Genomic DNA, 12251 nt, shown 5'->3' on the forward strand with positions numbered 1-12251 from the left:
TTTCCCTAATGGCGGTCATTAGAAATTTATAGCCTATTGAACAATCTGGGTTTATCTAAACTCCATCATTTCACCACTCTCTACGAGTCAAAGACTCGCTAGAGTCGTTGACCAATAATCCATTTATCCATTTATCCTTATATTCCTGTTACAAACTATACAAAAGTGGCGTGGATAAATCGTGTCTCAAAATGGTGATGATTTTTTAAGAAATTCAGAAGCTTGTAGTTTTAACCAAATAACACTATATTTATAGTGCATTTTTAAGAAAATAAACAAATTTTGGGCGAATGGCGGAACTGGCAGACGCGCTAGACTTAGGATCTAGTCCTTAATCAGGGTGGGGGTTCAACTCCCCCTTTGCCCACGAGGTCTAATTAGCAATTAGCAATTAACAATTAAATAGGTATAGAAAGGATTTACGTTTGAATTTTAACATAACAGATATCAACGAAACTGAAAAAGAAGTTGAAATAATTGTTTCGCAGGAAGAATTAATTCCACATTTCGAAAATGCATATCAAGATTACAGAAAAAAAATAGATATGCCAGGTTTTCGAAAAGGGAAAGTTCCCCTCGACAAAATTAAAAAACTTTACGGCGAAAGTATCGAGTATGAATCGCTCGAAAAAATTGCCAACGATTCATTCCATAAAACTGTTGAAGAGCAAAAAATAGAGGTCGTTGGTACACCTACGTTAGTTGATATGAACTATAAGAAAGGCGAAGAAGCTACTTTCAAAATTAAGTATGACGTGATTCCAAGTTTTGACCTGAAAAATTACAAGGGACTGAAGTACGAAAAATTAATTCACAATGTAACAGAGGAAGAATTTGAAGATCAGGTAAATCAAATTTTATTTGCTAATGCCGAACGGTCTGAAGTTCAAACCGCCGACGACAATCACCATGTTGTAACTTTTGATCTGCAAGATTTAGACGAAGGCGGTTTACCGCTAATCGGGAAGGTTGCAAAAAACGAAACTGTGTACCTCGCCGACAAGCATGTATATCCTGAATTCAAGAATGCCTTGAAAAATGTTTCAGTAAATGAAACCCGCATTACCGATTTTGAATACGAACACGATGGACATAAGCACAAACAAAAATCGCAATTGGTTGTAAATAAAATTCAAAAAGTTGTTCTGCCTGAACTCACTGATGAATTCGTAAAGAAAATTACAAAAGATGCAATAGTAACTGTTGATGATTTTAAAAAACATCTTCGGGAAAATTTACAAACCGAATGGCAAAATCACAGCGAAGGCAAACTGATAAATGCCATCGTTGAAAAAATAGTTGCATCGCACGAATTTGTGGTGCCGGCATCTCTGATGGAAGGTGTGCTAAATAGTTTTGTAGAAGATATCAAACAGAAATTTCCGAATAAAGAATTACCGAAGGAATTCAACATTGAGGAGTTTAAAAAACACCAAAAGGAAAGAGCCATCTGGCAGGCAAAATGGTTTTTAATACGTGAACAAATTATCAAAGCTGAAAATATTCAAGTCGAAGATTCGGACATTGAAGAACGGGTAAATGCCGATGTCATGCGAACCGGAATCGACAGAGAACGTCTGTTAGATTATTATAAAAAAGCACAAACAGTAACAGATGGAATTTTATCTGTTAAGCTGAATAAGTTTTTAATCGCAAATAACGAAATAGCAGAAATTACAACTGATAAAGAAATATAGAAAGGAATCGAATGAAACCGGTATATAATCAATTAGTACCCATAGTTGTTGAGCAAAGCGGACGTGGCGAGCGGGCTTACGATATTTTTTCACGCTTGTTGAAAGAGCGGATTGTATTCATCGGAACACCCATTGATGATACGATTGCAAGTTTAGTGATTGCTCAATTATTGTTTTTAGAATCGGAAGACCCTGACAAAGACATTCATCTTTACATCAACAGTCCGGGCGGTTCTGTATCTTCGGGCTTGGCAATATACGACACGATGCAATACATCCGGTCCGATATTTCTACAATATGCATCGGTATGGCTGCGAGTATGGCTGCCGTGCTGTTAGCGGGTGGAACCCAAGGCAAACGAACTTCTTTGCCGAATTCACGAATAATGATTCATCAACCTTGGGGAGGTGTGCAAGGAACCGCTACAGATATAAGTATTCAAGCTGAAGAAATATTAAGAATGAAACGCCGAATCAACGAAATAATTTCGAATCATTGTGGAAAGCCAATCGAACAAGTCACAAGAGATACCGACCGCGATTATTACTTATCATCCGAGGATGCAAAAAATTACGGATTAATTGACGCTGTCCTATACAAAAAACAATTTATTGAAAAAAAGTAAAAAATGACTGATAGAAAAAATAAGTACACGGAAGTTGTAAAATGTTCGTTTTGTGGCAGACGCAGCGAAGAGGTAAAGGGGATGATTGCCGGAAACGAAGCTTATATATGCGATACCTGCGTTGCAAGTTCGGTTGATATTTTGAAAAGCAAGTTTTCAGCAATTTCGCCACGCCGAAAAATAAAGCACGAACTCCCAACTCCTGTTGATATAAAAAAATCCCTCGATGATTATGTGATCGGTCAAGAGCATGCTAAAAAAACGTTGGCGGTTGCAGTTTATAATCATTATAAAAGAATAAATTCCGGAAAAGTTCTCGGTGATCACGATGATGTAGAAATCGAGAAGAGCAACATTTTGCTTGTTGGGCCTACAGGTACCGGTAAAACTCTTTTAGCCCAAACCCTTGCTAAAATTTTAGATGTCCCGTTCGCAATCGCTGATGCCACTACTTTAACTGAAGCCGGTTATGTTGGCGACGATGTTGAAACAGTTTTGCTTCATCTGTTGCAAAGCTCCGAATACGATGTTGAAAGAGCAGAGCAGGGAATAGTTTACATAGATGAAATTGATAAGATTGCACGCAAAAGCGATAACATGTCGATTACGCGCGATGTCTCGGGTGAAGGTGTTCAACAGGCATTACTAAAAATTTTGGAAGGGACTATTGCAGGTGTACCTCCCAAAGGAGGCAGGAAGCATCCCGAACAAAATTTGATTCACGTGAATACAAAAAATATTTTGTTTATTTGCGGTGGCGCATTCGAGGGTATCGATAAAATAATTGCGCGGCGGATTGACCGCAGCCCTATCGGCTTCGGAGCTCCTATCAAAGGTAAAAAAGAACAAATCAAGGACGAATATTTATCGTTGATAGAACCGGAAGATTTGCTGAAATATGGATTGATACCGGAATTTGTCGGACGCTTACCGGTTGCCTCTTCGTTGCATTCCTTGAACGAAGAAGCTCTAATGAATATCCTTACTCAACCAAAAAATGCCCTTGTTAAGCAATACAAAAAGTTGTTTATGATTGAGGGTGTAGAATTAGATTTTGAAGAGGATGCGTTGCGAGCTATAGTTAAAAAAGCAATTCACCGGGGAACCGGTGCAAGGGCACTGCGTTCAATAATTGAAGATACTATGCTTGATACAATGTATCACCTGCCAACACATCAGAACTTAACAAAGTGTATTATAACAAAGGAAGCACTTCTGAAGAAAGAAGACCCGATTTTCATTTACGGCAAGCAACAAGCGACGGCGTAAAAACTAACTCTTCTAATTTTTTTCTTGAGGTATTTTGCTTTCGCTTTTTACCAATTTTAAAAATTTTGTTTAGTTTTTCCATATCATAACCAAACGGAAGCAGAAGTGTTTCAGCTGCTTTAATCGCAAGTTTTGTGTATTTCTCTATATCGTAACCGTCTTCAAACGCATAAAGCGAAAGCGGCTTTGCTTTCTCGGGCTGGCGCTTGCCGGATTGGTCTATAAGTATATACTCGATTCTCTCACCCGCTGCAATGTGAACGCCGGATTCCTCAATCAACCGCGTAACTACCGCATTAACACTGTTGTTGGAATACTCGCTCGCTTCCTGCGATACGTTTCGCCGTATAACAAGCTCCATCGGGTTAACGGTGCCGGCTTGCAAGCGTTCGATATACTCACGTGCAACTTCCAAAACTTCAGGCACGAGGGCAGCAACTTCAGCAACCGACTCTGCTGCCGATAATTTTTCCAACATAGCTCCTTGCATCAACTTAATAAATTTGGGCGTGTCTTTTCTGCGGGTTTCTATACCACGAATTTTCACTTCACCGCTTCTGTAATATCCGACATACCTGTTCGCAGTCGGAAGCAGTGCATCCATTTTCGATGCAGGATAAAGTATCCAGTTGTAAATTCCCTCTAACGAAATATCAATTCCGACTTTTGCTTCTATCTCTTTGCATAAATCTAAATAATCATTTTCTGTAGCTCCCAATTTTTTAAGCCACATACAATCTATAATTGCGTGCAGAAGTTTGAAACCACGATTCTCGGCAATCTCCTTTGCCTGAAGAATTGCATCACGCGAAAAAGCATTCACCGATTCGTGAGCTTCAATTTTACCGAAGCGCGCATTCTTATAACCCAAATACCCGAAACAAGTTACAAGCATCCACTTCAGCGCCGATTGGCGGTTATCGTAAACCTGCCATAGTGGGTTGCCTTCGTGCTTGAGTTGCTGTTTTTTTTGTTTGTAGTAAGCACGCTTTTCCACGACTGCACGGAGTGTTGCAGGCACAATGCCTTCGCGTCTGCGGCAAATTCTGTAATCAAGTTCGGGAACTGTTTTGTATTGAGTTTGCTCAGAAACATGTTTCTCTACGAGACCGTAGGTCGACTTCGTTTCACTACGTTCAACTCCGCTCAACATGACATCTTGGTCAACTTCATAGTTGCCATAGCAGCATTGGCAGTTAATTGTTTCCGGCGAAACATTGTGCCGAACCATAATCGTCGGATACATCGAGACGAAATCCAGTTCAGCAACATCCTCGTGGTATCCGATTAACGGCTGAAAAATTAGTCCGCCGCGGTCTGCAAGCAAAAGCGTTGCCGCCGATTTGAAATCTTCCGGCTCGCGCTTCTTTGATGGAATCAAAAAATTGTTACGATAAGCCCACGAGAGCTGAATCGAAGAAAGTCCTGTGCCTATTGATGCTCTCGCTTGCCGCTGAACCGGCATTTGAGTAATACGTGCAATGTCGTACAATCCGTCGAGGAAAGATTCAGCGACTGTAAAAGAGTTGTGCACATCAATATGCCATCTGCCTGCAAGTTCGAAGGCGCCGTCTTTGTGAACAATTTTCCCATACTGAAAGTAACTCGATTCTTTGGTTGTAAAGTAGTTTACACTTTTATCCCGGTTAAAGTGGAGCGGAATTTTGCATTTTTTTGAAATCGAGTTTAACATTGGCATAAGCGAGGCATCGCCGTATTCTGTTAAAATTACATCAGGGTCGAAGCGGTGAATGTGCCAGTTAAATGCATCGAGAAGTTCTGCAGGATTTTGTTGTTCGAGTAAATATGAATTATTTTCGTAGGATATTTCGAGTTGCATTATTGAACGATATTTTGGCGGCAGGAAATTATTAGCGTTGCGGATATTCATTATTGAAAGGGGCGGCAGTGTGTATTCGAATGCTTCGCGGCTGTCTGCCAAGTTAAATTCAACAACCTTTCCTTTTTCGTTTATTCGATACTCGCCGAATGCAAGCGGAAAAAGTCCTGTGTGGTAAAAATAAAGTTGAGCAGGCAAAATATTCGAGTCGTAGAAAGCGAACGGTGGAAAATATTTTTCAAAAAACCGAACCGCTTCACGGAATTTCATTGTGTCGTGAACGTTCACTTGAAGAACGTTCCATTCTTCGTTCGAATATAATTCACGTTTCTTTGTCCGATGTGTAAAAACCGGAATTCGCAAGCGTGTTGCTAAAACTTCAGCCCGCTTCATATCCGATTGATTGAGATACAGATAAAACGATGGTACAAAATCGGCGTAGCAGGTGTGTTTTACACCTTCTTCGTCTATCAGCCAGATTGTTATTCCTTTATTAGAAGGATAAACGTCGAAGAGCCAAGCGGTGGTATTTATGGATTTGTTCATTATTCACACAACTAACCAATAGTTAAATATAGTTATCAGTTAATGGTTATTTGTTTTAGTTCGTAGAACCATCAACTAAAAAACTATAACTTAAAACTAATAACCTGTAACTATTTAACTTCGTTTTATTTATCCGCCTATCCGAAGGAGTCCATTGGACTGGCGGAATGGTTTATAACGCCGTCAACAATATCAATAGGACTTCCGGCTACAAGCTCAATTCTTTCTGTCTTTTCCATTCGATCTTGTAATTTTTTTATCAATTTCCTCTGTTCAATCAGCATCGAGATGATGATGCTTTCGAATGGGATTGTTCGCATAGCATAAAAATTTTCAGCAAGATGAATTCGTGCTGCGCGGAAAAGGTCGTCGAATATCGCTTGATCTTCCTTGCGAAGTCCGCGTTTGTATTTCGACCAGCTTTCAATCTCGCTGTCGATTATTCTTGTGAATGTTGGGAGTGTGCGTCCCATAATTTTTGTTCCTTATTTGTTTTATATCGTCGCTGTCTTCTAAAAGTTGGTAAATTGTATCGGCGTTTTGTTTAAGTAAGTCGAAAAACTGGTTGCGTTCTTTCGGTAAAACTTTTCGTTCTTCAGATGCGAGTAAAATTGAAATACCTTTTTCTTTCATTTGTTTTAAATGTACAACGATTCTCTGAAGCATATTATTAACCTGATAAAATGGAACCTGTTCGCCGTAAAATGTATCCAACAATCCGAATATCATAACGGTATTTGAATTAATTTTTTTCAGGAATTGTGCGAGACGGTTATTTATTGCCGCTTCCATTTGATACGATGTGAAGCCGCGGGAAATATAAATCCGTTTCAGCAAGATATCCGGATTTATGCGGCGCTGACGTGCGAAGTTGGTAATAGTATGCACATCGAAACGGCAGCATCCGTCAACAACGGCTATTGATTTACCTTTAATCAAAGCGTGTGCAGCAAGCGTCAGCGATAGCGGAAAAATACGTTTGCTTCCGTAAATAAAAAAAATAGAGCCCGCCGGCGAATCGGTAAATTCGTTAGTGAACGCCGCTTGCGTAATTGTTCGACTATGTACAATGATGTTCTGCATTATAAAGTTGTTTTGTTTCTATGAAAATATACGACAAATTTGTCGTTTAATCAAGAGGGATAAGACAAATTTGTTTTAGGAAAAAATGCTGTGATCTTTTGTTCGGAAGTTGTGGATTTGTAAGTATTTAGCAAAGGGGGGCGTTAACTATAAAGCAGCGAGCGACTCACTATCAGAAGTGAGCCGCTCGTATCAAATCGATTACTGCTGAGGCAGTTTGCTGTAATCCAACTCCGAACCGAACATGCTGTGCGGGATCAGATAAACTGCGAGCGTGATAATTGCGGCAGCTATTATCCATCGTTTCGGATTCTTGAATTTAAAAACCGAAACAGCTGCAAGTATCCAGGCAATAAATGCGATAGCTGTTTTGTTGTCGGTGAGGTCGGTGCCGAAGGGCCAGCCTGTCCAGTAAGCATCAAAGGCGTACTTCTGAACAATGGGACCTAAAATCATTCCGCCGACTGTAATTAAACCAAGCGTACACAATGTGAGGAATTTTAAATTTGCCTCCTTCGTGAACGATTCAATTGCAGCGCGATTGGAGAATAGCATTCCGGTGAACATTGCAAACACGTGGATAATCAAAACCAAAGTTGGCACATCTCCTTTAAAACGGATTATCACGGAATTTTTCTCCGGAAGTGTAAATGTTTTATCGCCGGCTTGCAGCGTTACTTGATATTCTAGTTTTCCCGCTGGCGGCTGGTTAGGAAGTTCAGCCGATAAAGTTCCGTCTTTATATAACATCGGTGCTTTAGTCCAGTCGTCGTTTGTTTTGTATCGTTTCCAATTTACAAAGCCTTCAACAGTCGGATCGTCAGTTTTTATTTCGACAGTGTGGTTTGTAATTCCGCCGTGGCTTCTATCCAAAGAGTATTTAATCTCTTTGCCGTCTAAATTTATTTTACCACTTATGGGATATGTAGGTCCGGTCGAACGCTGATATACTGCTGAACCGAGTGTGATTAGGAGTGCGAGTATCCAAAAAATAATTGTTCTTTTCATATCTGTTCCATTCCAAATTTATTTTGAGTGAAAAGTTTTTATGCGTTAATGTTTTGTTCCGATCCGGCTTATGTGTATTGTTATCCCGATCGCAATAATGATTAGAATATATTTGATTAGTGTCGCCTCAACAGCAAAAAAGATCGTACTGAGTATAGTAATCCATAAAAATGAAACTGAAACGATTTTAACTTTTTTTGGAATAGCTTTATTATCTCTGTAATTCTTTAAATAACTCCCGAACCATCTATTATCCATCAGCCATTCATAAAATCTGGGAGAACTTTTTGCGAAACAAGCTGCCGCTAAAAGGAAAAAAGGTGTTGCCGGTAGTAATGGAAGAAATATGCCTAATACACCAAGTCCGACAAAAATATTTCCTGCGATTACTAACCCCAATCGAGCAATACCGTGATATATATTTGTGTTAGTCATTGATATTAGTTTCATTTTGTAAAATAAACCAAATATTATCGAGAATATCAATATTTGATTTTCCTCAGTATGATATTTATATTGAAATTAACCTATAAGAATATTATCAAGGAGATAAAATGAAAAATCACAAAATTTATTTTGTTACTTTTATTCTACTGATCACCGCACTATGTCTGAACGTTTTCGCCCAGAATAAAAAAACAATTACCGCCGAAGACTTGTGGTCGCTGAAACGGATTTCCGCACTCACTGCATCACCCGACGATAAACAATCGGCAGTTGTTGTTACAACATTCGATATAAAAGATAACAAAGGAACAGGAAACATCTGGTTAGTTCCGCACGATGGAAAAGATGCGCGGCAGCTTACAACTTTTAAAGCATCCGATGGTTCGCCAGCTTGGAGTCCCGACGGAAAAAAAATTGCTTTTGTTTCGAAGCGGGAGGGCGACTATGCACAATTGTTTATAATTTCTGTTGATGGTGGAGAGGCAGAAAAAATTACAGATATGCCGCTAGGTGTATCGTCTCCGAAATGGTTCCCCGATGGAAAGAGGATTGCTTTTGCCGCGAACATAATTCCTGAACTCGGAAGTAATTTAGATTCGATGAAAAAAGTAATCGAAGAAAAAAAGAAAAGTAAAATAACTGCAAAAGTTTCTGAAAACAGGATGATCCGTTATTGGGATCGCTGGCTTACTGATGGTTACTATCCAAGAATTTTTACAGTCGATCTGCAAACGAAAAAAATTACCGACCGGCTTCCAGATTGGAAAAACTATTTCGATTTGATGGACGGTGCCGATTTCGATATTTCCCCGGATGGAAAAGAGATTGCATTTGCTGGCAATTCGACGATTGAACCTTACGACTCTTTAAACTCCGATGTTTTTATAGTGCCGACAGATGGTTCAGGAAAATATGTGAATATCACGTCTGAAAATCATGCAAGCGATTTTAGTCCTCGCTATTCAAATGATGGCAGTTTTTTAATTTATGGAATGCAGAAGCTGCGAGACTTTTATGCTGATAAAGTCAGGTTGGTGAAGTTCGAACGAGGATCCGGCAAAAAAAATATAGTTACTCCTGAGAGTTACGACCGCACACCTGAACAATGGAAAATATCCAAAGACAATAAAATAATCTATTACGCAGTAGAAGACCGAGCTAAAAAATCTATCTTCTCAATATCAATTGACGGAAAGAAAATTTCCGAAATTGCACGGCTCGGCACAAGTAGTTTTCCGCATCCGTTAAGCGATGGAAGAGTCGTTTTTTTTAATCAATCATTCAAATATCCGAACGAAGTTTTTATTGCAAGTAAAGATGGAAAAAAAGTAACACAGCTTACAAAGTTCAACACCGAATTACTCAGTAATCTCGCATTAGCAGAATCGAAGGAGTATTATTTTAAAGGCGCTGATGACGATTCGGTGCAGATGTATGTTTTATTTCCGTCAAATTTCGATGCTACCCAAAAATATCCTCTCGTTCAAATAATTCACGGCGGACCGCATGGCATATCGGGCGACGATTTTCATTTCAGGTGGAATCCACAAATGTTTGCAGCACCCAATTATGTGGTTGCGTTGGTGAATTTCCACGGCTCAACAAGTTTCGGTCAATACTTTGCCGATTGTATAAACGGCGCCCATCCCGAAAAACCATTCGTTGATATTATGAATGCTACCGACTTTCTGATAAATTTAGGTTTCGTAGATGAAAAGAAAATAGCTGCAGCAGGCGGAAGTTACGGCGGATTTTTGGTAAGCTGGATTGCAGGGCACACCGACAGGTTTACTGCTTTGATAAATCACGCTGGTGTTTATAATTTAATGGCTCAATTTGCCTCGGATGTTACACACGGCAGAGACAGGTCGTATGGCGGTTCGCCTTGGGATAAGAAAGAAGCGGTTCAAAAATGGAGTCCTGCAGAGTTTGCAGAAAATTTTAAAACTCCGATGTTAGTAATCCACGGTGAACGCGATTACCGCGTCCCGATAAACCACGCATTAGAATGTTACGGAGTGCTGAAAGGAAAAGGCATCCCTGCCCGACTCGTATATTATCCCGATGAAAACCACTGGATACTCACACCGCAAAACTCGATTTTTTGGTATCAGGAATTTCACGGTTGGCTGAAAAGGTTTATTGGGAATTAACTTGACAATTGTAGAGACTTGCCATAGCAAGTCTCTACAATTTCGTGGGCATTTGATACTATCTGAGCAAAACAAGTTTCTTGGTTTCTGTGAAAGTACCTGCCGTCAAACGATAGAAATAAACTCCGCTTGTAAGATTTGAAGCATTAAACTCAACTTCATAACTCCCTGCTGTTTTATATTCATTTAGTAGTGCGACAACTTCATTACCTAATAAATCATAAACTTTTAAAGTTTGATGACCGCTAACTGGCGACTGCCACTTAATTACCGTACTCGGATTAAACGGGTTAGGGTAGTTCTGATTTAGGTAAAATTGATTTGGATTGTTATAGTTATTTTTTACTCCAACTCCTGTTGAATATTTAGCAATAACTCCATAATCCGAAACAAGCCATCCATTACTAATATCAGCAAATGAGATGCTAAATATACTTGATGTTACAGGTACGTTTTGAATAGACCATGAATTACCGGCATCTGTAGTATGAATTACTTTTCGGGATCCCATTCCATCATCGGTTCCAATCCATCCAATAGTTGAACTTATAAAATGCAAAGCCTTGCTATTTGGATTTGTATTCATACTCGGATGAGAAATTCTATGCCAATTGGTACCACCATTTGAAGTTTTGAATATTTTTCCTTTTGACCCGACAACCCAACCGTTATTTACATCCGTAAAGTGTAAAGCGTTTAACGCACCTTGAGTTGTGTCAACATACTGAGTCGTCCAATTAACACCTCCATCGGAGGTTTGTAAAATTACATACGGCGGAGGTATATCAGGACCTACATTTATTGCAAAACCATCGTTTGCATTTATGAAATAGGGAAGTATGAATGAACCTGAAGAAATTGGATTCCAATTAGTGCCGCCATCAGTAGTTTTATAAAGGCTACCGGAAACCGTTCCTAAATTAGCAACAGCGAGCCATCCTGTTGTTGCATCAACAAACTGTATGTAGAAACCGAAATCTCCATTTGATTGCGATAATACCTTTCTTGTCCAATTATTGCCTCCATCAATTGTCTTATATACAACTGCACCGCGTGTATCGCCAAAATCGGTCCCAAAGGACTTTAACACCCAGCCGGTTGATGTATCAATAAAACTTAAATTAACTGCCGGATCTGAAAATGACCAAACAGTATCTATTGTTGACATTGTTTGAACAGACCATACTGATCCGCTATTTGTGGTAGAGAGTAATTTTGAACTATTTGAAACAGAAATCCATCCGTGTATTGGACTAACAAATTGTACTTTACCAAGATTTGAAGTACCGAGAGGATTTGTTTGAAGCGTCCACCCGGTTTGGGCGTTGACGTTAGTAAAGAGTAAACAAGTTACAACACAGATTAGTAGAGAGAGTTTCATATTTTGTACCTATTAAATATTTATGATTTATTGGATTAAAAAAATTCAACGAAGATATTTCAGTTAGCATTTTGGAAACGGATAAAAAAAACCCATATGTTTACCATCGTATCCTAAAATAGACTCGTTGGGTGTATTTATTTTTTCTATAGGGCAGTTCCAAAAATTCAAATATAAGTTTAGTGTTATAGATTTTATCGT

Annotated in this window: 10 protein-coding genes and 1 tRNA gene; 5 read left to right on the forward strand and 6 right to left on the reverse strand. The window is 39.2% G+C overall.

The genetic code is table 11. The features are described from left to right. Positions 1 to 284 precede the first annotated feature (284 nt). From QME58_12265 to clpX, 4 genes are all read left to right on the forward strand, one after another. Positions 285 to 367 (forward strand) — tRNA-Leu (locus QME58_12265). Between the two features lie 58 nt (positions 368 to 425). Next, positions 426 to 1697, forward strand: a complete 1272-nt coding sequence (gene tig / locus QME58_12270; protein MDI6804598.1) for a trigger factor — start codon at positions 426 to 428, stop codon at positions 1695 to 1697. A gap of 11 nt (positions 1698 to 1708) precedes the next feature. Then, complete coding sequence (clpP, locus tag QME58_12275; GenBank protein MDI6804599.1) at positions 1709 to 2323, forward strand: ATP-dependent Clp endopeptidase proteolytic subunit ClpP; 615 nt, start codon at positions 1709 to 1711, stop codon at positions 2321 to 2323. 3 nt (positions 2324 to 2326) lie between these two features. Then, a complete protein-coding gene (clpX, locus tag QME58_12280) occupies positions 2327 to 3592 on the forward strand; it encodes an ATP-dependent Clp protease ATP-binding subunit ClpX (protein ID MDI6804600.1) in 1266 nt (421 codons plus the stop codon). Here the strand turns inward: clpX and QME58_12285 are convergent. The 5 genes from QME58_12285 to QME58_12305 form a co-directional block, all read right to left on the reverse strand. Next, positions 3561 to 5978, reverse strand: coding sequence for a DNA polymerase domain-containing protein (locus QME58_12285; GenBank protein ID MDI6804601.1), 2418 nt, complete (start codon positions 5976 to 5978; stop codon positions 3561 to 3563). The genes clpX and QME58_12285 overlap by 32 nt on opposite strands. Positions 5979 to 6115: 137 nt before the next feature. Further along, the gene (locus QME58_12290; GenBank protein ID MDI6804602.1) at positions 6116 to 6451 is read right to left on the reverse strand and encodes a hypothetical protein; all 336 of its coding nucleotides are present in this window, start codon (positions 6449 to 6451) and stop codon (positions 6116 to 6118) included. After that, the gene (locus tag QME58_12295; protein MDI6804603.1) at positions 6402 to 7061 is read right to left on the reverse strand and encodes a hypothetical protein; all 660 of its coding nucleotides are present in this window, start codon (positions 7059 to 7061) and stop codon (positions 6402 to 6404) included. The genes QME58_12290 and QME58_12295 overlap by 50 nt, the downstream gene beginning before the upstream one ends. Positions 7062 to 7262: 201 nt before the next feature. Then, a complete protein-coding gene (locus QME58_12300; protein ID MDI6804604.1) occupies positions 7263 to 8069 on the reverse strand; it encodes a hypothetical protein in 807 nt (268 codons plus the stop codon). A gap of 45 nt (positions 8070 to 8114) precedes the next feature. Then, a complete protein-coding gene (locus tag QME58_12305) occupies positions 8115 to 8504 on the reverse strand; it encodes a YbaN family protein (GenBank protein MDI6804605.1) in 390 nt (129 codons plus the stop codon). Positions 8505 to 8623: 119 nt separating this feature from the next. Between QME58_12305 and QME58_12310 the strand changes: the two genes are divergently transcribed. Then, positions 8624 to 10669 (forward strand): S9 family peptidase, encoded by a 2046-nt coding sequence (locus QME58_12310; protein MDI6804606.1) that lies wholly within the window; start codon positions 8624 to 8626, stop codon positions 10667 to 10669. 58 nt (positions 10670 to 10727) lie between these two features. On the opposite strand, the gene QME58_12315 is transcribed toward QME58_12310, so the two are convergent. After that, a complete protein-coding gene (locus QME58_12315) occupies positions 10728 to 12050 on the reverse strand; it encodes a YCF48-related protein (protein MDI6804607.1) in 1323 nt (440 codons plus the stop codon). Positions 12051 to 12251: the final 201 nt, after the last annotated feature.

This window comes from Bacteroidota bacterium (genome assembly GCA_030017895.1).
Classification (GTDB): Bacteria; Bacteroidota; Ignavibacteria; order UBA10030; family BY39; genus JASEGV01.

Bases quoted from the DNA above. Each gene is read 5' to 3' on its own strand.
- QME58_12305 (MDI6804605.1), bottom strand. From the start codon at position 8,504: ATGACTAACACAAATATATATCACGGTATTGCTCGATTGGGGTTAGTA.
- clpP (MDI6804599.1), top strand. From the start codon at position 1,709: ATGAAACCGGTATATAATCAATTAGTACCCATAGTTGTTGAGCAAAGC.
- QME58_12290 (MDI6804602.1), bottom strand. From the start codon at position 6,451: ATGGGACGCACACTCCCAACATTCACAAGAATAATCGACAGCGAGATT.
- QME58_12285 (MDI6804601.1), bottom strand. From the start codon at position 5,978: ATGAACAAATCCATAAATACCACCGCTTGGCTCTTCGACGTTTATCCT.
- QME58_12300 (MDI6804604.1), bottom strand. From the start codon at position 8,069: ATGAAAAGAACAATTATTTTTTGGATACTCGCACTCCTAATCACACTC.
- QME58_12310 (MDI6804606.1), top strand. From the start codon at position 8,624: ATGAAAAATCACAAAATTTATTTTGTTACTTTTATTCTACTGATCACC.
- QME58_12315 (MDI6804607.1), bottom strand. From the start codon at position 12,050: ATGAAACTCTCTCTACTAATCTGTGTTGTAACTTGTTTACTCTTTACT.
- clpX (MDI6804600.1), top strand. From the start codon at position 2,327: ATGACTGATAGAAAAAATAAGTACACGGAAGTTGTAAAATGTTCGTTT.
- QME58_12295 (MDI6804603.1), bottom strand. From the start codon at position 7,061: ATGCAGAACATCATTGTACATAGTCGAACAATTACGCAAGCGGCGTTC.